This is a genomic window from Thermococcus paralvinellae (assembly GCF_000517445.1).
Classification (GTDB): Archaea; Methanobacteriota_B; Thermococci; order Thermococcales; family Thermococcaceae; genus Thermococcus_B; species Thermococcus_B paralvinellae.
Map to the genome: position 1 here is coordinate 313,597 of NZ_CP006965.1, position 24,188 is coordinate 337,784.

Annotated in this window: 25 protein-coding genes and 6 tRNA genes; 16 read left to right on the forward strand and 15 right to left on the reverse strand. The window is 39.5% G+C overall.

Annotated features, from left to right (window positions below):
* Position 1 precedes the first annotated feature (1 nt).
* Complete coding sequence (gene rpsG / locus TES1_RS01730) at positions 2-649, forward strand: 30S ribosomal protein S7 (protein ID WP_042679669.1); 648 nt, start codon at positions 2-4, stop codon at positions 647-649.
* 70 nt (positions 650-719) lie between these two features.
* Here rpsG and TES1_RS01735 read toward each other — a convergent pair whose 3' ends face one another.
* Together TES1_RS01735 and TES1_RS01740 are read right to left on the reverse strand one after the other, a co-directional pair.
* On the reverse strand, positions 720-1,841 hold the full coding sequence (locus tag TES1_RS01735; protein ID WP_042679671.1) for an alkaline phosphatase family protein: 1,122 nt from the start codon (positions 1,839-1,841) through the stop codon (positions 720-722).
* A gap of 94 nt (positions 1,842-1,935) precedes the next feature.
* Complete coding sequence (locus tag TES1_RS01740; protein WP_042679673.1) at positions 1,936-3,168, reverse strand: Nre family DNA repair protein; 1,233 nt, start codon at positions 3,166-3,168, stop codon at positions 1,936-1,938.
* Between the two features lie 78 nt (positions 3,169-3,246).
* Here TES1_RS01740 and TES1_RS01745 point away from each other — a divergent pair.
* Both TES1_RS01745 and TES1_RS01750 read left to right on the forward strand, forming a co-directional pair.
* Positions 3,247-3,333 (forward strand) — tRNA-Ser (locus tag TES1_RS01745).
* Positions 3,334-3,355: 22 nt separating this feature from the next.
* Positions 3,356-3,430 (forward strand) — tRNA-Cys (locus tag TES1_RS01750).
* 250 nt (positions 3,431-3,680) lie between these two features.
* On the opposite strand, the gene TES1_RS01755 is transcribed toward TES1_RS01750, so the two are convergent.
* On the reverse strand, positions 3,681-4,727 hold the full coding sequence (locus TES1_RS01755) for a pyridoxal-phosphate dependent enzyme (RefSeq protein WP_042679675.1): 1,047 nt from the start codon (positions 4,725-4,727) through the stop codon (positions 3,681-3,683).
* Positions 4,728-4,791: 64 nt separating this feature from the next.
* Between TES1_RS01755 and udp the strand changes: the two genes are divergently transcribed.
* The gene (gene udp, locus TES1_RS01760; protein WP_042679677.1) at positions 4,792-5,628 is read left to right on the forward strand and encodes a uridine phosphorylase; all 837 of its coding nucleotides are present in this window, start codon (positions 4,792-4,794) and stop codon (positions 5,626-5,628) included.
* A 145-nt stretch (positions 5,629-5,773) separates the two neighbouring features.
* Here the strand turns inward: udp and TES1_RS01765 are convergent.
* Positions 5,774-5,851: transfer RNA gene (locus TES1_RS01765), tRNA-Gly, on the reverse strand.
* A 90-nt stretch (positions 5,852-5,941) separates the two neighbouring features.
* On the opposite strand from TES1_RS01765, the gene TES1_RS01770 reads away from it, so the two are divergent.
* Positions 5,942-6,019: transfer RNA gene (locus TES1_RS01770), tRNA-Arg, on the forward strand.
* A gap of 30 nt (positions 6,020-6,049) precedes the next feature.
* On the opposite strand, the gene mtnP is transcribed toward TES1_RS01770, so the two are convergent.
* The 3 genes from mtnP to TES1_RS01785 form a co-directional block, all read right to left on the reverse strand.
* The gene (mtnP, locus tag TES1_RS01775; protein WP_042679680.1) at positions 6,050-6,853 is read right to left on the reverse strand and encodes an S-methyl-5'-thioadenosine phosphorylase; all 804 of its coding nucleotides are present in this window, start codon (positions 6,851-6,853) and stop codon (positions 6,050-6,052) included.
* Between the two features lie 183 nt (positions 6,854-7,036).
* Positions 7,037-7,246 carry a hypothetical protein gene (locus TES1_RS01780; RefSeq protein WP_042679682.1) on the reverse strand — a complete coding sequence of 70 codons (210 nt, stop codon included), beginning with the start codon at positions 7,244-7,246 and terminating at the stop codon, positions 7,037-7,039.
* Between the two features lie 88 nt (positions 7,247-7,334).
* Positions 7,335-8,189 (reverse strand): damage-control phosphatase, encoded by an 855-nt coding sequence (locus TES1_RS01785; RefSeq protein WP_042679684.1) that lies wholly within the window; start codon positions 8,187-8,189, stop codon positions 7,335-7,337.
* A 203-nt stretch (positions 8,190-8,392) separates the two neighbouring features.
* Between TES1_RS01785 and TES1_RS01790 the strand changes: the two genes are divergently transcribed.
* The 6 genes from TES1_RS01790 to TES1_RS01815 all read left to right on the forward strand — a co-directional run bounded on the left by TES1_RS01790 (position 8,393) and on the right by TES1_RS01815 (position 13,468).
* Entirely contained in the window at positions 8,393-9,676 is a 1,284-nt protein-coding gene (locus TES1_RS01790) for an MFS transporter (protein ID WP_042679686.1), read from the forward strand.
* 375 nt (positions 9,677-10,051) lie between these two features.
* Positions 10,052-11,398: a signal recognition particle protein Srp54 gene (locus TES1_RS01795; RefSeq protein ID WP_042679689.1), complete on the forward strand. Its 1,347-nt coding sequence runs from the start codon at positions 10,052-10,054 to the stop codon at positions 11,396-11,398.
* Complete coding sequence (locus tag TES1_RS01800) at positions 11,395-11,634, forward strand: Lrp/AsnC ligand binding domain-containing protein (protein ID WP_042679691.1); 240 nt, start codon at positions 11,395-11,397, stop codon at positions 11,632-11,634. Before TES1_RS01795 ends, TES1_RS01800 begins: the two co-directional genes overlap by 4 nt.
* Before the next feature lie 11 nt (positions 11,635-11,645).
* Entirely contained in the window at positions 11,646-12,146 is a 501-nt protein-coding gene (locus TES1_RS01805) for a YkgJ family cysteine cluster protein (protein WP_042682646.1), read from the forward strand.
* A gap of 88 nt (positions 12,147-12,234) precedes the next feature.
* Positions 12,235-12,948 (forward strand): phosphoribosyltransferase family protein, encoded by a 714-nt coding sequence (locus TES1_RS01810; protein ID WP_042679693.1) that lies wholly within the window; start codon positions 12,235-12,237, stop codon positions 12,946-12,948.
* Positions 12,949-13,138: 190 nt separating this feature from the next.
* The gene (locus tag TES1_RS01815; protein ID WP_042679695.1) at positions 13,139-13,468 is read left to right on the forward strand and encodes a hypothetical protein; all 330 of its coding nucleotides are present in this window, start codon (positions 13,139-13,141) and stop codon (positions 13,466-13,468) included.
* Here TES1_RS01815 and TES1_RS01820 read toward each other — a convergent pair.
* The gene (locus TES1_RS01820; protein WP_394296080.1) at positions 13,457-13,900 is read right to left on the reverse strand and encodes an Lrp/AsnC family transcriptional regulator; all 444 of its coding nucleotides are present in this window, start codon (positions 13,898-13,900) and stop codon (positions 13,457-13,459) included. The genes TES1_RS01815 and TES1_RS01820 overlap by 12 nt on opposite strands.
* A gap of 69 nt (positions 13,901-13,969) precedes the next feature.
* Between TES1_RS01820 and TES1_RS01825 the strand changes: the two genes are divergently transcribed.
* Together TES1_RS01825 and TES1_RS01830 are read left to right on the forward strand one after the other, a co-directional pair.
* Positions 13,970-14,047 (forward strand) — tRNA-Arg (locus TES1_RS01825).
* Between the two features lie 368 nt (positions 14,048-14,415).
* On the forward strand, positions 14,416-15,171 hold the full coding sequence (locus TES1_RS01830; RefSeq protein WP_042679697.1) for a metallophosphoesterase family protein: 756 nt from the start codon (positions 14,416-14,418) through the stop codon (positions 15,169-15,171).
* Here the strand turns inward: TES1_RS01830 and TES1_RS01835 are convergent.
* Positions 15,143-16,456 carry a lipopolysaccharide biosynthesis protein gene (locus tag TES1_RS01835; RefSeq protein ID WP_042679699.1) on the reverse strand — a complete coding sequence of 438 codons (1,314 nt, stop codon included), beginning with the start codon at positions 16,454-16,456 and terminating at the stop codon, positions 15,143-15,145. The two genes, TES1_RS01830 and TES1_RS01835, sit on opposite strands and share 29 nt — an antisense overlap.
* Positions 16,457-16,480: 24 nt before the next feature.
* On the reverse strand, positions 16,481-16,780 hold the full coding sequence (locus TES1_RS01840; RefSeq protein ID WP_042679701.1) for an FUN14 domain-containing protein: 300 nt from the start codon (positions 16,778-16,780) through the stop codon (positions 16,481-16,483).
* Between the two features lie 149 nt (positions 16,781-16,929).
* Here TES1_RS01840 and TES1_RS01845 point away from each other — a divergent pair, with 149 nt between their 5' ends.
* On the forward strand, positions 16,930-17,256 hold the full coding sequence (locus tag TES1_RS01845; protein ID WP_042679703.1) for a PadR family transcriptional regulator: 327 nt from the start codon (positions 16,930-16,932) through the stop codon (positions 17,254-17,256).
* Here TES1_RS01845 and TES1_RS01850 read toward each other — a convergent pair.
* Complete coding sequence (locus tag TES1_RS01850) at positions 17,253-17,411, reverse strand: 50S ribosomal protein L40e (RefSeq protein ID WP_042679704.1); 159 nt, start codon at positions 17,409-17,411, stop codon at positions 17,253-17,255. The genes TES1_RS01845 and TES1_RS01850 overlap by 4 nt on opposite strands.
* Positions 17,412-17,583: 172 nt before the next feature.
* Positions 17,584-17,671: transfer RNA gene (locus TES1_RS01855), tRNA-Leu, on the reverse strand.
* A 167-nt stretch (positions 17,672-17,838) separates the two neighbouring features.
* Between TES1_RS01855 and TES1_RS01860 the strand changes: the two genes are divergently transcribed.
* Complete coding sequence (locus TES1_RS01860; protein ID WP_042679706.1) at positions 17,839-18,042, forward strand: MoaD/ThiS family protein; 204 nt, start codon at positions 17,839-17,841, stop codon at positions 18,040-18,042.
* Between the two features lie 11 nt (positions 18,043-18,053).
* Here TES1_RS01860 and TES1_RS01865 read toward each other — a convergent pair whose 3' ends face one another.
* Positions 18,054-19,250 (reverse strand): pyridoxal phosphate-dependent aminotransferase, encoded by a 1,197-nt coding sequence (locus tag TES1_RS01865; RefSeq protein WP_042679708.1) that lies wholly within the window; start codon positions 19,248-19,250, stop codon positions 18,054-18,056.
* A gap of 147 nt (positions 19,251-19,397) precedes the next feature.
* On the opposite strand from TES1_RS01865, the gene TES1_RS01870 reads away from it, so the two are divergent.
* Positions 19,398-21,212, forward strand: a complete 1,815-nt coding sequence (locus TES1_RS01870) for a PA14 domain-containing protein (RefSeq protein WP_042679711.1) — start codon at positions 19,398-19,400, stop codon at positions 21,210-21,212.
* 97 nt (positions 21,213-21,309) lie between these two features.
* Here TES1_RS01870 and TES1_RS01875 read toward each other — a convergent pair whose 3' ends face one another.
* Together TES1_RS01875 and TES1_RS01880 are read right to left on the reverse strand one after the other, a co-directional pair.
* Entirely contained in the window at positions 21,310-22,230 is a 921-nt protein-coding gene (locus TES1_RS01875; protein ID WP_042679713.1) for a glycoside hydrolase family 130 protein, read from the reverse strand.
* A complete protein-coding gene (locus TES1_RS01880) occupies positions 22,223-24,166 on the reverse strand; it encodes an amylo-alpha-1,6-glucosidase (RefSeq protein WP_042679714.1) in 1,944 nt (647 codons plus the stop codon). The genes TES1_RS01875 and TES1_RS01880 overlap by 8 nt, the downstream gene beginning before the upstream one ends.
* Positions 24,167-24,188: the final 22 nt, after the last annotated feature.

Consider the following 24,188-nt stretch of genomic DNA (forward strand, 5'->3'; position numbering starts at 1 on the left):
CATGGCAAAGCCATTGCAAGAGAGATTTTTCATTCCAAAGGACTTAAAGGTCTTTGGAAAGTGGAGCACTGAGGATGTCGTTGTAAACGATCCATCACTCAAGCCATACATCAACCTTGAGCCACGCTTGTTGCCTCACACTCACGGAAGACATGCAAAGAAACCCTTTGGAAAGGCTAATGTTCACATTGTTGAGAGACTCATCAACAAGGTTATGAGAAGCGGTGCATCAAGCTACAAAGTTGCTGGACACTTCATGAGAAGAGAACACCGTTCATTGATGAGCAAGAAGATGAAGGCTTATGAGGTCGTCAAAGAAGCCTTTGAGATCATTGAGAAGAGAACAAAGCAGAACCCAATCCAAGTTCTCATCAGAGCAATTGAGAACTCAGCTCCAAGAGAAGACACAACAACAGTCATGTTTGGTGGTATAAGGTATCACGTCGCCGTTGATATCTCACCATTGAGAAGGCTTGACGTTGCTCTTAGAAATATTGCCCTGGGAGCATCAGCAAAGTGCTACAGAAATAAGATGAGCTATGCCGAGGCACTTGCAGAGGAAATCATTGCAGCTGCCAACAAGGATACAAAAAGCTACGCTTACAGCAAGAAGGAAGAGATCGAGAGAATTGCACAGTCCTCAAGGTGAGGACTGTTTTTATTCCCCCACTTTTCTATATCATTTGTCTTAAATCCATGAGATGTAGTGTTTGAGGATATTATGTTAGGAGACTTTTCCCAACCATTTCTTTGGGCTTCTTAATTCCGAAGAAATCCAAAACCGTTGGAGCTATGTCCATCAAGCTGGCATTTTTGAGATTGGTGTTCTCAAATCCCCATAAAATTAATGGAACTTTCACAACTTGTTTATTCATTGAACCGTGCATGCCCTTAACCCAGTAACTTGTCCCCTTGATGCCTTTACACTTCGCATGGCTGCAGAACCAGTATCCCTCTTTAGCTGAAACTATTAGCTCTCCACTGTTCGGCGTGTTTAAGTGAGGTAAATCCTCCCTGAAAAAGACGTGCTTAACTCCCGGTGCTTTTAGTAAAACTTGATGAGCTTCTTCAGCTTGGTTTGGGTCTTTTAAATAAATATGAACTCCTCCTCCTGATGAAACACGGAGTGTTTCAATGCCATGCTTCCTCAAATAAGTCTTGAGATTTACCCAAGTGTGAACGTTCTCCTGCCCGTGGTCTGCAAAGATGATAAAAGCATATTCATCTTTTAAATGCTCCCAAATCAGCTTGAGCATTTCGTCAACTGTTTTTACAGCCTTTAAAGTTTCTTTGCTCTCAACACCGTAATCGTGCTGCATTCCATCAATTGAGCAGAAGTGAATCAGCAATAGATCGGGTTTGCATTCCTCATACAAATACAGAGCTGACTGTGCAACCCACACGTCTTTCCTCCAATCTCTTCCATGCTGTCTGTAAAGCTTGTCATCACTGAAGAACGGTGGGAAAATCCTCACGTGAGTTCCGCTGAAAGGTGGCATTGTGTAGCCACTAACAGAAGCGCTTCTTATTCCTTTTTCCCTAAGAATATCAATAATTGTTCTTGCCTTTATCACTTTGTGGGGATTGAAGGCGACCTCATAATCGTAGAAGTTTATCTTTCTGTCAGCTAACCTGTCATAGTATCCATTCTCAACAACACCGTGATCTTTTGGATAAACACCAGTCATCACAGAGGTGTGGACTAAGTCAGTAAGAGTGGGGAAGATGGAGTCGACTACCTCAAAGGAGCCTTCTTCAATCAAAGTCTGGAGGAAGGGCATGTGCTTAAGATTATAAACTCCATTCCCATCGAGACTTATTAAAGCAAGCTTTTCTCTCATGAAAGCACCCCAGTTAGCTGTCAGCCTGACGTGCAGTCATCACCACTCAGACCTAGCGAACTTCATCATCTATGAGTTTCTAGGCATCATAAAATTAAAAGTTTTTCAAAAATTCATCAAGTGTCATCTGTTTCTTCCGCATCTTTAAAAGCCAGCTTTTCTCAAGATATTTCTCAAGAGGATGTTCTAAAAGCTTTCTGATTTCGTTCAAAGCTTCCTGCAGTGTGTTGAATCTCCCGATTGGGTTTTCTAATGCCTTCTTAACTCCTAGTCTAATCTGCCATACTCCAACGGGAGCATAATATTTTGGTGTAACCTCTCTGAACACTAAAATCCTCGCTTGTCTTCTTCTATTCCTTAGGAATTCAAGGACACTTAAACGGGCTGCATAATATGCACCGGTTGTTTCCTCAGCATAGCCTTTAATGCCTCTCCAATCTTCATAGTCATGAATCACTTGGGGCTCTTCACTTCCAAACAGCGAGCCCTTAAGCCACACCTCTAAGAGCTCAAATGCATAACTCTCTGGCATCAAAAGTACAACATATCTGTTTCCAAGGAATTCGTAGAAGTAAAGCTCGAACTCGTTTATTGTGTCATATTTTAGAATTTCCCTTCTCAAGTATTTTCCGATAGTGTCTTGAACTGCTGTAATGCTCCATCTCGTCGGTACAAGCTTTTTGCTAATCCCTAATAAACCAGCTGAGAGCAGTCGTATAATGTAATACTCGTCAAATCCCCAATTATATAACCCCATAATGGCTTCTTCAGCCTTCAGTTCATCGTTTACGACATAGTCAGTCTTTCTTGGTATTTTTGGGTTTTCTGTAAGTTCAAAGTCTAAGAGTTCAGCTTTTGGGCCGATTGGTGGAGCAAATTCATTTGGCAGAACTTTTAAAATCGGCTTCTTCTTGAGGAGAATTTCACTATCTACTGGTCTTATTGACATTGCTAGTTCTTGAATTTCGCTCAGAATTCGCTGGCTTTTGCTAACTTTTACATCAGCTTTTGTTTCCCCCATAACCAAAAGCGAGCGGTATTTTAGAATGTCATTTATCGTTTTGTTCTCCCATTTAAGAGGATTATCAAGGTAAGAAGTATTTCCTTCAATTGGCGGCACAAGAGGACCAATTCTAACCTTTGGATATCCAAATTCCCCAACGAATATGCTTGGAGGTGAAGAACCAAAAATTTCTCGTCTGTTTATAATTCTCTCGACACTCTTGACTACTCTAAATCTCTCAAGAATTGGACATGTAGGCCTGCCACAGAGCAGTTTACGACCTTTGCACAATGCACATAGCTTTGAGTTGAAGAGTTGCATCATTATCTAGTTTGGGCACTGGTATTTATAGTTGCCTCCTCCAAAAAGCTTAAATACCCACTGCCTATGAGTAATAACCGTGCCGCGGTAGCCTAGCCTGGTAGGGCGCCGGCCTGCTAAGCCGGTGGGCGTGGTCCCTCCGGGGTTCAAATCCCCGCCGCGGCGCCAGCCTTACTTCTCTGGGTCAAATGCCGGGATAGCCTAGAGGTGAGGCGGGGGACTGCAGATCCCCTTTACGGGGGTTCGAATCCCCCTCCCGGCTCCATACAAACTTTTCTGACGAAAAGTTTGATCAAAGTTTGTTTATCTTTTTCTAAGTGCTTTTCCTAGAGTGGATTTTTCTCTAGATTAGCACATTTTTAGTGTTTCACTAAAAAAGCATCCTACGAACGCAAGAAGAAAAGGGACTGCTTAAAAATGTTGCTCTTTAAGTAAAATCATGTTGTATTGACAATTCTAGAAAGATAAACAATCTTCCTTAACTTTTTCCACTTATTTCTTCAAGGGGAAAGATGTTAAATTACCTTTAAACTAGATCCAGTTAAAGGCAACAGTACTTTTGAGTCCTTTTCAAATTCATCTCTCTCAAGAAGTTTTTTAAATGCAGCAAAGACGACTGCAGAAGTTGGTTCAACTAAAAAGCCCATTGAGATAAGATCACTAATAGCTTTGTCTATTTCTCTATCTCCTACGGATATACAGAATCCCTTAGTTTCTTTTAGAGCTTTGAGCATTTGCTCTTTTCTCGGAGGCTCCGGAATCGCTATCCCCTCTGCAAGCTTGCTTTTCCTTTTGCTTCGTTTGCACAGGCTTTCATAACCTTCAGCTTGAACCGCAATTAGCTTCGGCATTTTAACTTTTCCAAAATTGTTGAGTTCTTTAAATCCTTTATATAGTCCTAAAAATAGTGTTCCGCTCCCTGTTGGAACTAGGACATAATCAACTTCCCCAACTTGTTCAAAAATTTCATATGCAGCAATTTTCGTACCCTCTAAGAAATAAGGATTATACCAGTGCGAAATATAAAATGCACCTTTGAATTCACGAGCCTTCCAGTGCACATCCATTCTCAAGCCTTTGATTTCATGAACTTCAGCTCCTAAGAGCTTTAAAACCCTTTTCTTCCCTTCACTTGTGCGTTCTGGAATAAACACATGGACTTTAATCCCTTCAGCTTTCCCAAAGAGTGCAAAGCTTATGGCTGCATTCCCTGAAGAATCGAGACTTATCTCCTTGATTCCTTCTTCTTTCAGCTTTGCAATTGTCACGTAACTTCCTCTATCCTTGAATGAGCCGGAGGGCATCAAATATTCAAGCTTGAAAAGAACTTTCACATTTTCAATCTCTTTTTCAACAGTTGGAGTTATTGGAAGGATTAATTTTGGAAGAAAGTTTTCGTTGATGGGTAGGAAGTTCAGGTAACGTCTCACATCTAAATATTTCTCATTCAAAAGACTTTCAAAGCTCTCTCTGAACCCTACTAAAACATCTAGAAGTCCACCACATTCACAAAGCATACGAAACTTTTCATAGGTTTTTCCGCATTTTTGGCATTTTAGCATTTACTCACCACTAAGATTTATGCGAAGACTTTTATTTGCTTTTTGCAAAGCTTATGATAAGGTGATGAAAATGAAGTTTGTATCAGCAGATAGACCCCAAACCGAAGAAGGATATCAATACCACATAGCATGTAAACCTGGAGATGTGGCAAGATATGTGTTATTGCCTGGAGATCCAGAAAGGGTGCCTAAAATAAGCGCTCTGTGGGATGAGGCAAGGGAAATAGCTTTCCACAGGGAGTACAGAACTCACACTGGAAAATACAAGGGAGTTCCAATAAGTGTAACCTCAACAGGAATTGGAGGTCCATCAACAGCAATAGCAATTGAAGAATTGGCAGCTATTGGTGCTGACACTTTCATAAGGGTTGGCTCAACTGGGGCAATTCAGCCAGGAATAGAGATTGGCGATTTAATCATCGCAAAAGCTGCCGTTAGGTTGGAGGGAACATCAAAACAGTATGTTAGGGTTGAATATCCAGCGAGTGCAGATTATGAAGTGACCTTAGCATTGATTGAAGCTGCTGAGACATTAGGAGTTCGCTACCATGTAGGAATTACAGCATCAACGGACAGCTTCTATGTCGGTCAGGCAAGACCGGGGTTAAATGGCTATTTCCCCAGCTTTGCAAAGCATTTGATTGATGACCTAAGACAAGCCAAAGTCACGAACTTTGAAATGGAAGCAGCGACACTCTTTACGTTGGCTAACATCTATGGCCTTAGAGCTGGCTGTGTATGTGCAGTCTTTGCGAATAGAGTTACCAATGAGTTCGGAAAAGCTGGGGAGAAAGAGGCTGCATTAGTTGCAAGTGAGGCCGTAAAAATTTTGGCAGAATGGGATGAAGAGAAGGAGAAGAAAGGAAAGAAATACTGGTTCCCAAGCTTGAGGAAGCTTTAATTTTTCTCTTTTTGAATTTAATTTCTTGGAATGTGGAGTTTAACTCTTTAATTTTGAGCAAAACATTGTATTCTATGATAACTTTGCATGAGATAAACGAACTCCCAATTTAGATTTTCTTAGAAAAGTTTGTGGGAAAAGTTTGTGGTGCGGTGGCCGGGATTTGAACCCGGGCCCGCGGCGTGGCAGGCCGCTGTCCTAGACCAGGCTAGACTACCACCGCACAGTCCGTTAAATACTAACATAAGAGTGCCTTTATAAGTTTTTCGCCAGCAAACTTTATAAAGAGCATTTTTAAAAACCCAATGGGCGTGCCCCGGTGGCCTAGTCTGGATAGGGCGCGAGGCTGCGGACCTCGAGGTCCGGGGTTCAAATCCCCGCCGGGGCGCCATTCTTCTAAAACAAAGTTAAAGAGAAGAAATTAATCTCCAGTAGCACCTTTCAATGCATCCTTGCACATACATCTCCTCTCTTTTGGAATGTACTCAATTGCTTTCATGAGGAGATACTTTATTTCTTCGCTCTTCTTTGCCATTAATTCGACGACTTCTGTATGGGTCAGCTTCTGAGAACTTATTCCGGCAGCAAAGTTCGTAACTATTGCGACGCTTGAATAACACATCTCAAGTTCTCTTGCCAAAATTGCCTCTGGACATTGGGTCATTCCAACAACATCTGCCCCTAAAATTCTCAATGCTCTAATCTCGGCTCTAGTTTCAAATCTTGGTCCTTCCATACAAGCATAAGTACCCTTTGGATGATAATTAAAGCCAAGCTCTTTTGCCGCTCTAATGAGGGCATTCCTAATCTCTGGACAATATGGGTCAGTGAAATCTACATGGGCAACAAATTTTCTGTCATGTGGTGAATCTTCCCCATCATAGAATGTGTATACCCGGCTCTTTGTGAAATCCATAAGCTGGTCCAGAATCACAAAATCTCCAGGCTTCATTGCTTCGTTTAGCGATCCCACAGCTGAGGTTGCTAAAATCCTTTCAACTCCAAGTTCATAAAGCCCCCAGATATTTGCGCGATAATTTATTTTATGCGGTGGAACACTGTGCTTTTCTCCATGTCTGGCCAAAAATGCTATCTCTTCCCCCTTATATGTCCCTATTTTCACTTTGATCTTTCCGTAGGGGGTATTAACTTCTTCCTCTCTTATGTTCTCTAAGAGCTTGGGGTCGTAAACTCCAGAACCTCCAATAATTGCTATCCTCACCATTTGTATCACCTTAAGAGAAGAGTACAAAAGAAGGTTTAAAAAGACTACTTTTTCTACACTGTTTTTCTTCTCTAAAAGTTTTCTTTAAATTTCTCATATTTCAATGAGCTCAGATAACTTTGCAAGTGACTTAACTTAAGAGGAATTAGATAAAATATACGACAAAAAACGAAAGAGTTTACATCAGCTGAGGTCATCATACACAATGCTTACTGTCTCGCCATCATCTAGAGCTACAAAGCTGACTTTGACTTTTTTTCCGGTCTTCGGATCAATAACAATGAAATCAGGATTATCGAGGTACTTACTTGATGGTATTTTCCAAACATCGCTGTAATGTTTCTTTAGCTCCTTTACAAATCTATTAATATCTTTCCTAATCACAGCTGTCATATATACATCACCACATATACATACAACCTCAAGGTATAAAAGGTTTTTTAATCGCCATTCGTTAAAAAGACTATCGACAATTGTCTATTTAAAGTGTTTTGCATAACATTGCACCTTGTGGGACGTTTAATTCTCTTGCCACGGGTTTGCACTTTGCCTTTAACAGGAAGAACACTCTCTTGTCTCTAAGCTCACTTAAAGTTTCAAAGTTCCCTTGGCCTTTTGCAATTATAACATCGGCCTTGTCAAATATCTCAAGGAGTTCGTTGCTGACTCTGTCAATTGGGATTCCAACTATTCTGGTTCCAGTTGATATAACTTTCCCCACTTCGTCCAATTTGGCCTCTTTTAGATCGTTGACAGTTGCGTCGTTGATTATAGCCCCTTCTTTTCCAGCAATATAAATTGTTAGCTCTGGAAACTCTTTTTTAATTTTCTCTAATAACAGTTTATCAAAATATATCTCCCCACAATTATCAGTTAAATACAACAAAATTTTTGCTCTTCTTAGCTTTTCAAACAGCTTTTCACTCTCGTCAATGTACAGTTCTTCTTTTAGCATTTCCAAAATATCTTCCTCAATTTTTTCGGGTTCATACCCAACAGCAAAGTCAATCACATTGCCAGCTATTGCTAATTTAAGTGCAGTTCTCAGGTCAATTTCGAGCTTTTTCTTTAGATTTTCTACAACTCTCTGCGCAAGTTTGTTTGATTTGTCTTTGTACTCTCTAAATGGATCATCGACTCCTAAATACTCATAAAGCTCAAGAAAGACCTCACTTCCCACAACAGCGGGAATTGAATCTTCATTAAAGTGTTTTGCAAAAAGCTTTGCAGAAAATACCATTGCTTTTTTTCTTTTCTCCAATTCCTCTGTGCTGAGTTCAGCTATCTTTTGGCATTGATTAATTTGACAAGCCAGGCACTCGTAATGCACTTTCATTTCTTTTCACCCTGTTCCTTTCCTACTTTGTACTTTTTAAGTTTAAGCATTCTATATTTTGGTTCTCCTTACAAGATAAAACGAAATCCTAAGAATTTTTAGATGATATGGAGAATAATTCAAAATTCTACGCTGAAACTCCTACCTATAATGTAAAAAGATTTTTAAGCCAGCTTACCGAACAATTGTTCGGTGATGAAACAATGGAAATTATAGAGAACGCTAAATTTGGAAGGTTTCACTATAAACTCTTGGCAATTTTGGGCACAATATGGGCGTTCATAGCTATTAACACTCTCTCTGTAGCTTTCATCATCCCATTGTTGAAAAAAGAACCTGCTTTTCAAGGTAGCCTAACAAAGCTTGGGGCAATGGGTTCTGCTGCCCTTTGGGGCATGCTGCTTGGAGCATGGTTCTTTGGAATTCTAGCGGATTACATTGGAAGGAAGAAGAGCTTAAGCTTGGCAGTGCTGACATTTGGTCTAGGTTCAATAGTAAGTGCCTTTGTTCAAAGCTTAGATCAGCTTATCATTCTCAGATTCATGGTTGGCCTTGGTTTAGGCGGTTCTCTCCCAGTTGCGAGCTCATACTTTGCTGAGTTCATGCCAAAAAAGATCAGAGGGGCTATGATTTCAATCTTAGAGAGCTTTTGGGCGATTGGTACTATAATAATTGGAATTGTTGCTTTAATAGTGAAGGCAGACTGGAGAAGCATACTTTTATTTGGAGGTGCAATCATATTAGCATTGCCTCTCTTGGCTACACTACCAGAATCCCCACGCTTCTTGCTTCTTAAAGGAAGGATCAAGGAAGCTGAAGAAATAATAGCGAAAATCTTTGAGGTTTCTGTAAAACTGGAAATGACTAAAGAGGAACACAGAAAAATTACTATCGCAGAGCTCTGGAGCAAATATGCAAAGATAACGTTCATGTTAACGATCGCATGGTTCAGTATTGCATTCGCCTATTATGGCTTTTTCATATGGCTCCCAAAGTTTCTTGCATCAGCTCTTAATATTACAGTCTTTAAGAGCTTTCAGTATTTCATAATCACTGCAGTTGCTCAGTTGCCGGGTTATTGGAGTGCTGCGTATCTCATTGAGAAAATTGGAAGAAAGAAAACACTTTCAAGTTATCTCTTCCTATCAGGGCTAGCTGGACTCCTATTCTACAAGTTCGTAAGCTCTGGAAATGCCTCAATGATACTCTTAAGTGCTGTATTATTCAGCTTCTTCAACTTAGGTGCATGGGGAGCAATCTATGCCTATACTCCGGAGTTGTATCCAACAAGTGTTAGAGGTACTGGAACGGGATGGGCTGGAGCCATGGCAAGAATAGGCGGTGGATTAGCTCCAATAATTGCTGGAAGAGTGATGGAGATTTCAACAGTTGGGGTAGCAGTACTTATAATAGCAGTAATTTCAATAGTGGGGGCTTTGAATATAGCGATACTTGGAAAAGAAACGAAAGGAAAAGCCTTAGAGTAACTTCTCCACATATGCGAGCTCTTCTGGTACTGGTCTTCTCTTTTGTTTTTCTATCTCTCTAATGATCATGTAACCGTGAAGGATTGGTAACCATTCCATATCTCCCACCTCCTTTTTCTTTTTCCCCCATACTCAATAATTATTAAATATTTTGAGCTTAAAAGCTTTGTGCGTTTTAAAATGGATGTGAATACCCGTTTTAGCTCAAAACTCTCGCAAAACAGCAAAAATGTCCGATTTTTAAATTTAATGAACATGTTAGAACATAAAAAAGAGCTAAAATAGAGTTGTTTGTTGTATATGTATCCATCAATACAATTTAAAGAACCTATAGGATTATAAAGTTTGTATCACTCTTTCTTATGGTGGGAAGAAATGGCTCTAGAGAGTTTAGGCAAAGCGTTGAATAATGCATTAAAAAAGCTTGCACGTGCAAGTTCTGTTGATGAGGCATTGGTTAAAGAAGTTGTGAGAGACATTCAGAGAGCTTTAATCATGAGTGATGTTAATGTTAGACTTGTTCTTGACTTAACTAAAAAAATTCAAAAGAGAGCTTTAGAAGAAAAGCCTCCTGCAGGTGTTTCAAAGAAGGAGCATATAATAAAAATCGTTTATGAAGAACTCACAAATTTCCTTGGAAGAGAAGCAAAACCAATAGAAATCAAAGAGAAGCCAACTGTTTTGCTCATGGTGGGTATTCAAGGTTCTGGTAAAACAACAACTGTTGCTAAGCTTGCGAGGTATTTCCAAAAGAGGGGATATAAAGTCGGAGTGGTGTGTTCTGACACTTGGCGTCCTGGTGCTTATCACCAGCTTAAGCAGCTGGTTGAGCCCTATGGGATTGAAGTTTTTGGAGATCCCAATGAAAAAGATGCTGTTAAGCTTGCTAAAGAAGGGGTTGAATATTTCAAGCACAAGGGTGTTGACATAATCATGATCGATTCAGCTGGAAGACATAAAGAGGAAAAGGGCTTAATTGAAGAGATGAGGCAGATAAGTGAAGCAATAAAGCCTCATGAGGTTATTCTCGTTATAGATGGAACAATTGGACAGCAGGCTTATAATCAGGCTCTAGCATTTAAAGAGGCAACTCCGATAGGTTCAATCATAGTTACAAAGCTTGACGGTTCAGCTAAGGGTGGTGGTGCTCTTTCTGCTGTCGTTGCAACTGGTGCTCCCATAAAGTTTATCGGCGTTGGTGAGAGGATTGACGACTTAGAACCTTTTGACCCTAAGAGATTTGTCTCTCGTCTATTGGGATTAGGAGATATTCAAGGTCTCTTGGAGAAGTTTGAAGAGCTAAGTAAAGCTCAAGAGTTCAAAGAAGAGGATTTGGAGAAGTTCATGCGTGGAAAGTTCAATCTAAAGGATATGTATGCTCAACTCGAAGCTATGAGCAAGATGGGACCATTAAAGCAAATTCTCCAGATGATCCCAGGACTGGGATATTCTCTGCCAGATGATGTTGTTCGTGTAAGCGAACAAAGGCTTAAAAAGTTTAAAGTTATTATGGACTCAATGACTGAAGAGGAGCTTGAACATCCTGAGATTATCAACTATTCACGTATTAAGAGGATCGCCAGAGGTTCTGGAACCACAGTAAAAGATGTTAAGGAGTTGCTTGAGCAATATAATCAAATGAAGAAATTCTTTAAGAGCATGAACAAGAGAAGCCTTAATAGGATGATGAAAAGATTTGGTATGGGAGGGTTTGGCATATGATGGAGGCATTTGTTTTGATCATTGTAAAGCCTGGAAATGAGGAGAAGGTATACAATAAACTTAAAGACAAGCCAATGGTGAAAGAAATTTACCGGGTGTATGGAGAATATGATATCATTATGAGAGTGGAAGTTAGCAACATTGCAGAGCTTGATAAGTTTAATGATGAAATTCTCAGGAAAATAGGGGACATAGAAATGACGGAGACGTTGATAGCAAGTTCATATAGAGTTTAGGAGGTGAAGTGGTGGAGAAAAAGTGGGTAGCAACAATTCATTTAGATACACTTGAAATTGAATTCGATCCTTTTTTTAAATTTAAATGTCTTGAAAACTGTGCTGAATGCTGTTTTAGGCTTGACATTCCTCTTAGGGATGAAGACATAGAAAAGATTGAAGAACTTGGATATAATACTTGGGAGTTCGTTGATTATGAAAAAATGTTTTACAGAGGGGACAAGTTTTTAGGTTATGCCCTGAAAAAAAGACCCTTCGATGATGGCTGTGTATTTCTCGAAGAGGATGGGAAATGCAAAATATATCCTTACAGGCCTCTTGCATGCAAACTTTATCCATTTGTGCTTGTGAGACAAGGGACTGTGATTGAAGTTTATGTGAAGAAGGATGACTTTTGTAAGGGAATAAATCATCCAGAAGGAAGAAAAATTGACTTAGAATTCGTTAGAGAGTATTTTTGGGAAGTTATCGAGGAATATAGAAAAAAACTTGGTTTTTCCGACGATTCTTAGACTAATAGTACCCATGTAGATTGTAATTCTCACCGAAACCTATTTATACATTTTTTTGTCAATGATTTTTTCAAAGGAGGTGAAAGCTTTGAGTCAAATAGAGGCAGTCAAGGAAAAGCTTAGGGTGGTAAGGATACTCAAATTGCTTAAAAAGAGATATACATATGAGGAACTCTCAAAGATAACAGGATTACCCATTACAGTGCTTAACAGATATGTGAGAGGAAAAGTTCTACCAAGTACCGATAGAGCTAAAGAGCTTTTAGAACTTCTATCTCCCTACATTAACATAGAGGAGGAGGTCAGAAGGAGAATACAGTTTGATGAACATGGTCTTTTTGATAACATGAAAATATTAAGCGATACAAACTTAATGAGTCTAATAGCTGAAGAAGTTGCATCAAAATACATCAGTAAGAATATTTCAAAGGTTCTCACAGCAGCGACAGACGGAATACCATTGGCAGTTCATATAGCGAATGAACTGAATGTTGACGTCGTCTATGCAAAAAAGAAAAAAGAAGTTGGAGTTGAGAAATTCTATGAAGTTAATTATGTTCCCAGTGCCTCAGGAAGCGTCATGACTTTATATCTACCACAATGGGCATTAAAAAAGGGGGAACGCGTTTTAATAGTTGATGATGTAATCAGAAGTGGGGAGACTCAGAGAGCTTTGTTAGAAATGTGTAAGCAGGCAGGTGCTGTACCTGTTGGAATGTTCTTCCTCATAAGTGTTGGCAATATTATTGATGTTCTTAAGAATGACTACAATATCCCAGTTGACAGCTTAGTGAGGCTATGATAAGCATGGAAATACAGAAGCTTGACAACATACTGAACGGGGAGTTAGAGAGAAAAAACAAAAGGTTAGTGCATCAATTTGCTCTATCTTCTCTTTTTAACTCAGAACCATAAAGTCATTCTAGCAGAGGGAGTATCATGAAAATAAGGTTAAATGCTATAAAAAATAGAAAACTTGGGAGAGTCTTAAAATGGGACGATTTTTAGTTTATAATGCAGGGGGTAAAAGTTTAGTTGTTGATGCAAATATTGGAGAGAGATTTTCTTTTTATTGTTCTGAGGAAGAATGTGGGATAGAGATAGTAATTGAGGGCACCATACGACATGCAACTTTTGAGGAGTTCATTAAAGTGAGAAATAATGTTATCGAGCAGAATGAGGATTTTAGAGTTCTTGAAGATGTGATTCCGGAAGAACCTATGATTTTTAAGGGTATAGTCAATGGAAAAGAAGTTGAATTACCAGTTGAAAAACTGGAGGAGGTGGCAAAGCGATTTATTGATAGGTATCTAAATTTTTAAGACGAAATCTTCCTTTACTATGTCCATGGCAACATGAGTATTCGTTTTTTCAACTCCATCGATTGTTAAGACTTTCTTCACAAACCTGTTCATATCTTCTCTTCCCTTAAACTTTGCAATAACTATAATATCATACTCTCCAGTAACATCATAAACACATAGAACATGATCATCTTTAGCAATTTCCCTCTCAATTTGGATAATTCTCTTTCCTTGGGCTCTAACTCCTATGATGGCTGTCAGCTCATAACCAAGTTTCTCGTAATCCAACTTTGGATAAAATCCTTTTAATATTCCTTCTTCCTCAAGTCTCTTTAATCTATTATATACCGTGCCAACAGCAACGTTAAGCTTCTTAGCAATCTCTCTGTAAGATAAGCGTGCGTCTTTTTGCAGTAATGAAAGTATCTTCCTATCAAGTTCATCTATCATTATTCTCACCTTATAGAACTTCACCGCAAAGTTTAAATATTCTTCTCCTTCACCTCATACCGGGTTTGAGGACCGGTAGCCTAGCCAGGATAGGGCGGCGGCCTCCTAAGCCGCAGGTCCGGGGTTCGAATCCCCGCCGGTCCGCCAGAGACTGGATTTCTTCTTCTCTTAGGTTGTGAATCAATTTTCGCTGTGCATTTCCATACATTGAAGATAAAATATTGGCAGAAAGTTTTATAAATTAACAAAAACTAACTAAAACTTGAGGATTTTCTAGAACCTGTAAATGCACAAGTGAAGGCAAAAAATTCTGGAAAGTCTTATTAAAAACAAGAATACAGGGAGGTGAGAGCAATGATCGAAGATGCACTCATGCTCTATATAATGAGCAGTGTGAAAGAGGAGGACAAAAAGAAAAAGAAGAAATTCCTGCTCTTCCATCGCTGAGTTCTCTTTTTTGCGAAACCTTTAAATATTTTTTAGTAAAATAAAGTTAGAAAAAGGAGGTGATGGGAATGACATACGTGGCTGTATTAGCCAACATAAACGGGAATTTTCCAGCTTTAGTTAAAGCACTGGGAAAAATTGAAGAGCTTAAAGAGAATGGTTATGATATTGAGAAATATTATATTCTCGGAAATATTGTAGGGTTGTTCCCGTATCCAAAGGAGATTCTGGACACTCTAGATGACTTGATCAAGAATAACAAAGTTAAGGTAATTCGCGGTGAATTTGACCAAATAATAGCTATGAGTGATCCTCACGCTGAAGGCCCGGATTACATTGATAATATCAGTCTTCCAAAGCATGTTAAAGTTGCTTTAAAATACACATGGGAAAAGCTTGGACATGAGGGCAGGGAATTTATAAGGGATTTACCGATTTATCTGGTTGACAAAATTGGAGACAATGACATATTTGGTGTCTATGGAAGTCCATTGAATCCATTTGGGGGTGTAGTTCTCCCAGAGCAGCCAACTTCGTATTACGAAGCAATAATGAGACCAGTAAAGGATTATGAGATTCTCTTAGTGGCTTCTCCAAAGATGCCCGTGAATGCTATGACAAGATACGGAAGGGTAGTCTGTCCAGGAAGCGTAGGATTCCCACCAGGAAAAGAACACAAAGCAACATTTGCTCTTATTGATGTTGATACACTCCATGTGAAGTTCATTGAAGTTGATTACGACAAGAAAATAATTGAGGATAAGATAAAGAGAGAAGGCCTCCCAGAGGAGCTGATTAGAGTACTTTATCATGGAAAGCTTTGACGTTCTTTTTTATTTCCTTCTTCAAGAGTAGCACATAGAGCAAGAACCCAACAAATAATACTTTTTTTGACATGAAAACTAATAGCTGGAGGGGGATTGCAAATAACAACGGTTTGTACGATTTGGGGGATATCCTTAGCTTTCTGTGGCCAAGATATGCTGTCCCACACAGTATAGTTAGGTATCCGATTAACAGTCCCAACATTGTTCCATATTCGTTGAGTTTTTTAATGAGTGGTATCCAAGTAATCAACGCTACTAAAGCTCCCAAAATTGCAATTATACTTCCTTCTTTTACATATTTTGTGGAATTCAAGGCAATAATGCTGGGGTTGTAAGCTATGTAAATCTCAACTGCCAGCAGTGCAATGTAGAATTCATTTCCAAGATTAAACCCAAAAAGGAATGAAATCACTTCTTTTCCGATAAGTAAAAGAGCAAAAACAACGAAAGCGGTAAAAAGAGATAATAACTCTGTAGTCTTTTCTGCAAGCAGCTTTACATAATTTAATTCTTCTTTCCCGTATTTATACGAGTAGAGAGGCATGATTGCAGATTGTAGCACTTGAGGCAAATAAGTCAGCAGAAATGCGGCTGATAAGGATGCCGAAATCCTTCCAGCGATTAGTGCATTTCCAAGCTTTTCGCTTAAAAAATAGGGGCCCTGAACTAAAAATACTCCAGATAGAGTTCCAAGAAATGCAAAAGATGAATAGCGGAGTAAAAGGTAAAGTTCATCTTTTTTAGGTTTTCCGAGTAAACTCTTTTTTAAGAGATACCCAAAGGCAAAAAGTGATATTGTAAAAAGCAGCGCTATGTATGGTAGAAAGGGATTTTTGGAGTAAAAGCTGATAATGAAAGGCACAAAGCTGATTAGCATTACATATGCATAAATTTCCCCTTTATGAATTCCGTAGATGAAATTTCTAAAAGTGAGCTGAATAGCCCTAAGAACCGATAGAATAGCAAGATATATATTTAGAGGGGCTAGCAAAATTCCAATTAGGGGAAATGAGAATGAGATTGATGTCATTGATTTTATTTTTTCAAAATTTTCTTTTGCAAGGAATTCTGACGAGTATTTGCCTAATGCTACTGCAAAAAAGCTCAGAGGCATCGCTATGAGAAATGCTTGAGAGATCAGAGAATTTGCAGAGCCTAAAACTTCCACTCCAAATTTTCTTGAAATAATAATGCTGTAAAGAAATCTGCTTATCCCAAATAAAGCCAAGGCTATTATGCTTGCGATTGAATGCCTTATTAGAACTCTCTTTTCATAGCCCATGAGAAAAAATTAGATGTAGAGGATTTAACCTTTATGGAATCCTAAATAAAACCCAACTACAAAGGCTCCTCCACCAGGAAGGATTCCAACGACTTTATCTGCTAGACTTAGAGTTTGAGTTGCTGCACTCTCTGTGAGATTGAACAGCGCATCAGTGTTTATTGTTATTACCCCTTTTTGCTGGAGCCAAAATAAGCTAAGCACGTATACACCAATTAGAGCTAATACAAGCTTGATGAACTTTTTAAGTGCGTAGCCTGTTATAAAGCCAACTAGCCCTCCAACCCCCATGTCTCCAACGATTCCACTAAAATTCACGTCCATTTTAGCCTCACCTATCAACATCTATACAGTTAGGAGTTAAATACTTTTACATTGTTTTATAAACACGAAATGTTTAAAGGATATAAAAGAAAAATATTTATAGATTGGGGAAGTTTGATATAACCTATGTATCATTATGGGTGATATCTATGACTGAACCCATGGATAGGTTGAAAGAAAAGCTAACAAAAGAAGTCTTGTGGATATACATTCTGAGCCTTCTAAAAGAAAGGCCAATGTATGCATATGAGCTAAAAAGTAGAATAAAGGAGAAATTTGGATTTGAACCCGCAACAGTAAGCAGTTATGTTGTTCTATACAAGCTTGAAAAGGATGGGTATGTTACATCAAAATGGCAAGAAAGCGAGACTGGGAAACCATCAAGAAAGTACTATGAGCTCACAGAAAAAGGTAGAAATCTCTTAGAAGAAGGAATAAGCTTTATAGAAAATATTTTGGAGAAGCTTAAAAGCTAACGTCCAACTCCTCCTCTTGGCTCTCTAGCTTTTGGTCTTAGTCCCTTGTATCCACACTTCCTGCACTTTTCAGCTTTCCATGGATTGGTTGCCCCACACCTCATGCAGATATATTTTCTAAATAGCCTGGCCTCTGCTTCTGGAAACCTCGCCATAATAATCCCTCCATGATCTTGACTATGCACAGTTATGGACTTTTCTTTTTAAACTTTACCGTTCAAACTTTACCTTGCAAAGTTTGATCAAAGGTTTAAATCTTCAAAAAGGCTAATTTAGAGTTGTATGTCTTCGGAATTTTGAGAATTTTGATTAAGACGAAGTTTATAATGGTGCGGGGGACGGGATTCGAACCCGCGCAGCCCTCCGGCAGCGGATCTTAAGTCCGCCCCCTTTGGCCAGGCTCGGGCACCCCCGCTCATTCACTAAGATGAAGGATGTAAATTAAAAAGCTTTCGGTATTTAGAAAGCCTCGGAAGTGATGGCCCTCCTCACCTTTCGGTGCCGGGCCTTCTCCTCATCGGCAATAATTAATTCTCCCAGAAATTTATAAACCTAAACTCTAACGCTCATTTGGTGATAGCGATGATAAAAGTTAAGGTCATTGGGAGGAAAATTGAGAAGGAGATTGAGTGGCAGAAGGGTATGAAAGTTGCAGATGTCCTGAGAGCTGTTGGCTTCAACACGGAGAGTGCAATAGCAAAAGTGAATGGAAAAGTTGCCTTAGAAGATGATCCTATTAAAGATGGTGATTATGTCGAGGTTATTCCGGTGGTTTCGGGAGGATAAAAGAAGAAAAATCAGCCAAGCCTCTCTCTCATGAATTTTTCTAAGTTATCCATAGCCTGCTCAAGGATTTCGACTGGTGGCAGGAAGACAGCTCTGAAGTGCCATTCGCCGCCTTCTCCAAATCCTGAGCCGTGAACCACCAAGATGTGGGCATTTCTGAGAACGTCGAGGACGAATTCCTTATCACTCTTCCACTTGCTCTTCTCCTCAATGCGTGGGAAGATGTAAAACGCTCCTTCTGGTTTTTGTGCACTTAAGCCGGGAATTTCATTTAACCTCTTGTAAATGTAGTCTCTCCTCTCTTTGAGCTTTTTCATATATTCATCAAGGTAATCCATTGGACCAGTGAGACCAGCGATTGCAGCTTTCTGGGCAGGTGTGTTTGGACAAAGCCTTATCCTTGCGAGCTTGCCTATAGCTTCTTTTACTTCGGCGAGCTTGTTTTCTGGATCAACAAAGTACATGTAGCCCAATCTCCATCCTGTTGCAAAGTAAACCTTTGAAAGGCCGTTCATAACAATTACAGGCACGTCCTTTGTCAATGAGCCTGGAGAAACGTGTTTTCCTTCATAAGTCATTAAATCGTAGATTTCATCACTGATAACAGGAATATCATATTCTCCAGCCAAGTCAAGAATTTCTTTGAGCGTTTTCTTGTCATATAAAGCTCCAGTTGGATTATTTGGATTTATAACAGCTATAGCTTTTGTCTTTTCGCTTATCTTTTTCCTCATGTCATCTATATCTGGCTGCCAGCCTTCTTCCTCAATTCCAAGATAAGCTTTTGGGACTCCATCGTAAAACTTTACAAGTGCTACATATGGTGGATAACTTGGTCCTGGAATAAGTACCTCATCTCCTGGTTCAACGATAGCACCAAAGATGAATTGTAATGCCTCTGTAACTGCCGCTGTTACCATTACATCATCCACGGTTATGTCAACACCATTTTTCTTCTTCTCCCTTTCAACGATTGCCTTTCTAAGCTCTATATCGCCTTCACTTTCTCCATAGTAGTTGTGTCCTTCCATAATTGCCCTACAATACGCTTCTTTCATGTGTTGGGGCGGCTGAAAGTCGAATTTAACAGGATCGCCAATATTGAGCTTGATTATTTTTATCCCCTGTTTCTCAAGTTCTCTAGCAGGTAAAACAACATCTCTGATCGCATATTCAATACCCATCGCCCTTTTAGATGCATGAATCATTTCAATCACCAGCGAAGTGTTTTCATAATTAGTTGAACATTCCATCATAAAAGCTTAGTGGATACCCAAAATTGAAGATTGAATACTGTCATTTGTTTAGAAAACTTTATTTAAATCTTAAACAAAATTTTTTATAAGGGAAGAACTATGAGGAAACTGATTATCATTGTTTTGGTAATTATTCTAGCCCCTCTATTTCAATTTGCAAGTGGAAGCGTTCCGAACAAAATTTTGCTAATTAGATATGAAGGGGAAGACATGTATACGACAAATCCCTTTGAGTGGAGTACGACGTTTAAATGTAGCCGGCCTCTCGAAGTTACTTACGTTGATTCAATCTCATTTAGGGGTAATTGGAGAGAGGACTACACGGCATATTATGAGGTCACTATGGAAGTTCTGAAAGAAGGTTTCTGGCAGTTTGCCATAGACAGCGACGATGCTTCAGATTTGATCATAGACGGGAAAATCGTAGTCAGCTGGTATGGCGGGCATGGCTTCTGCAATTGTCAAGACCATAGAGGAACCATATATCTAACCAAAGGGAATCATACGCTAATTGTGAGGATGCAGGAAAAAACAGGGGGTGATGGTGTCGTTCTTTACTTTAAATCCCCAAGCGATTCTGAGTGGAGAGTCTTCTCGGCTCAAAATTTAATTGGAAAAGCAAAGCTCTATGCAAAGTCAAACGTTGATACAACCTCCACGTGTCAAAATGCTGTGAGAATAACGCAATTTTACATCCCCGATAGAGAGGGAATACTTGGAGTTCTTTATGTTCGATTTTCCTCACGCTCCCCGAAATACGTCAATTTACCTTCAGAGTGGAGTGACTTCTTCGATTGTAATAATATCATTGAAAGCGGTATTTTAAACGGATTCGTAATGTCTTTTGGGAATAGAGGCGAGGAATATACCACGTATCTCGAGGCAATTCTCGAAGTTGATAAAGAAGGTGTGTGGTATTTCGCAATCGATGGAGACGATGCGGTTGACTTGATTATCGATGGCAAAATTGTCGCCGATTGGTACGGTGGACATGCCCCATGCTATTGCCAAGAGCACACTGGAATAGTATACCTAACAAAAGGAAACCACACAGTAATTGTTAGGCATCAAGAGTATACGGGCGTGGATGGAGTTGTTGTTTACTTCAAGGCACCTGGTGATACTGAATGGAAAAAGCTAACCATTGACAATCTTCAAGGAAAGGGTAAACTCTACGTGCCCGTTAGGGATGAGGACTATCTTAGAAGCTGTACATTTACGCAGATAATAACAACTTACCTACCTCCAAGAGGCTTGTTAGTCCCAGGAATACTGCTTGTCGAGTATGCTGGTAAGCAAAGTGGATATGCATACGGCCCAGATGAATGGGAAGAGCATTATAACTGTGGTGAAATTAAGAGGATCAGAATTGTGGACAGAATTTACTGGTACAACTGGATTGAGAATAATGTAAGCTTCCACTATGAGGCCCTCCTAAACGTAAAGATTCCAGGAGAGTATCGATTTGCAATCGATGGAGACGATGCTGTGGACGTTGTGCTTGACGGGAAAATAATAGCCCACTGGTATGGTGGTCATGCTCCCCATAGAGGAACACCTGATACATGGCAAATAAAAGATAAGGAAATCTCTGACAAGATACACCTCTCTGAGGGATGGCACACGCTGATGGTCAGACATCAAGAGTACACGGGAATTGAGGCAGTAATACTCTATATACAGTTTCCCATGAGAGACGATTGGGTCCTGTTCTCGTTGGACAACGTAAAAGAATACATGGATGTCTATGCTTATGTTCCTGATGACAACACTCTAAGATCCTGTATGTTTGTAAGGGGCGAACCCCTAATAACTCCAGAAGCTACTACAACTCCAACAAAAGCTCCAATTTCATGGAAAGTACTTCTGATATCTGCAATCCTTATCATATCTCTGACTATCAAAAGGCGATGATCCAAAAATACTTAAGGCAAACAAATCTTCATTAAATCAGTGGGCGATGACGAATAGCAAGCATGCTGATTAGTGATGACGTGAACACCCTCTGAGCCTACTCCCAATATGCCAAGCCTATGTGCCTATCAGCACCTCCGTAATAAAGATATGTTCTTCCTTCATGCTCAACTAGCCCCTCTATGAAAACAACGTTATCTACCCAGCCTTTTATTTCCCACTCATAAGTTGGTTCCAGTATTGGCTTTTCGCTTCTCGCTATCAGTTTTGTGGGATTTTTTATGTCAAAAACAGCTATGCCGGCTTTGTACTTTCTACCTCCATTTTCAAGACCAGCGCTGTTGTAGATTAAAACTATTCCAAAATCCGTCATAAATGCTGGAGGCCCTGGTTCAACAAGGATATTATCGAAGTTATCCTTTCTTGGAGTTAGAACTGGCTCTTCAATGTATTCCCAGTTAATTAAATCATCGGAATATGCTAGCCAGATATTTGAATCGCCAAAGTACATGATATATTTCCCTTTAAACTCTCCTATCTTCAGCTTTTCTGGTAGGATTGCACCACTCTTTGTCCAATTATCAGTTTGAGGGAACTCCTCAAATAAAACACCTTTCTTTTCCCAGTTCACCAAATTCTTGGATGTAGCTAAGCAGAGCTTTGCAGTCTTTCCGTCATAGCCCGTGTAGGTCATGTAGTATGTTTTCCCAACCTTTACAACTCTTGGATCTTCAACACCTTTTTTCTCCCAGCTGTACTCTGGTTCAATCACTGGCTCTGGATGTTTGATGAAATGAATGCCATCTTCACTAAGAGCAAGCCCTATTCTACCTGTGATGTCATCGTTTTTGCTTTCAGCTCTGTAGAGCATCACAATCGTGTCCCTTTCTTTTATTAAAGCTGGATTATAGATATTTTTAGAATCAAAGCCCTCTTTTGAAGGTGATAAAATTGGCTTTGGGAACTTTTTTAATGGAGGCACTATAACATTCCCATCTCGGATATCAATCCTAATCAACCTTCTTCACCTCAACTTCAACAGTCTCGTATTTTCTTTTAGCAATCAGCTTGTATTTGATCCCCCTAATTGTTATGCTCTTTATTTCAACTCTCTCGAGGCCTTCTGGGAGCTGTGGATTTGCTGAGACTCCTTCTGGGGTAAGCCCGAGCATAGCTGTTAAGAATGCAAAAGAGCTTGCAGCGCTCCAGGCCTGAGGGACATTCGCTCTTGGAACGGGGATTGGAATTTCACTTTCAACTCCACTAAAAAGCTCTGGTAACTGGAAGTTCATTAAAGTTGCAGCTTTTAATATTCTAGCTCCAAGAAATGCAGCTTTCTCAATTTCCCCAATTTTTGCTAATCCTAAAGCTATAAGGGCATTGTCATGGGCCCAAACGCTGCCGTTATGATAGCTAAAAGGGTTGTAAGCTTTTTCTCTTGAGCTTAAGGTCCGGATTCCCCATCCAGAAAACATATCTTTTTCAAACAGCCTTTCGGCAATTTCTTTTTCATGCTCTGCAATGCCTGTAAAAAGTAGATGACCAGGATTAGAAGAGATTACTTTTGAAGGTTTGTTATCTCCGTTTAGAGCAATTGCGTAAAATTTTTCTTCTTCCATCCAAAAGTCTTTGTTAAATCTTCTTTTCAGCTTCTCAGCTTCTTCTCTTAGCGTAGATTCTTCAAAATCTAAAACATCAGAAAGCTCTGCCATGTCTAAGAGAGCTTTGTATGCATAACCCTGGACTTCAGCTAATGCAATTGCAGACTTTGTTGGTTCCCCATACTCGTCTGGAACACCTTCTTTGGAGTCCTTCCAGCCTTGGTTCATTAGGACATAAGGAGATGCATGTGAGTATCTTATGTACCCTTCTCCTTCTTCAAGCTTCATGAAAAGCCATTCGAGTGCTTTGTTTAGGGTTCCTTTCAGTTCCTTTATTGTTTTATAGTCCTTAGTCCATTTAACATATTCACCAGCCAGAATTAAATACAATGGCGTTGCGTCTATGGTTCCGTAATATGAAGCGAAGGGCATTAAGCTGGCTTGAGAAAGCTCTCCGAATCTATATTCGTGGGGAATTTTCCCAGGTTCTTCAAGCGTCCTCTTGTCAAATTTCTTCCCCTGAAGTTTTGAGAGAACCCTTAGTGTCCCCTTGGCATATTCTGGAAAGTATGGTAGGAGGAACAGGGAAGTGATTATGCTATCTCTCCCAAAAAGGCACATAAAGTACGGGATTCCGGCAAAAACTGTTAACCCATAGTTAGTTAGCACTGTTAGAGATTCTAAATCTCTCAGCGAAGTTTTGAAAATGGTGTTTATTTCAGCATTGTTTGTGATAACTATTTCCTCAAGCTTGAAATCAAAGTCCTCCTTAATCAAGAAAGGAGGATTCTTTATGTAGATTCTAGGAGAGAATTCTACACTAATTCTCTCTTTTCCTAATGGCTCCAAAGGAATTTTTGCTGTGAGGTAATTGCTCTTAAACTCAAATCCCTCAGCTTTAATTTCAAGCTCTCTCTTTATTCCATCAATGCCAGTGTAAGTATATTTAACTCCGTTTGAGATCTGTTCTTTAATGATTTTTCTCTCAATGGGTTTATGACTTCCTCTAACTTCGAATATGCCTTCAAAGGGGACTTCAAAGGCATATTTAATCTTTATTTTTACAGGCTTTTTGGACATGTTGTAGAAGGTTAGCTCTTCTCTGTATCTCCAGCCATTCAGCAACTCTCGTTTTCTCATTAGGATTGTTGATTCTCCTATGAGTATGTGTGATATCGAAGTCTTGTGATCTGGTTCAATATGTCCTAAAAGCCTCTCTTTGGTAATTTCAAGAGAAATGTTTTTCACAAATCTTGTATCAAAGGCATAGAATCCGTGATAATGCTTATTCATATTCCCCTCTTCATCAGAGAGTACAAATGCTCCATTATGTGATAACACAATCCTGCTCATCATTTCACCTTCATGCTCTGCT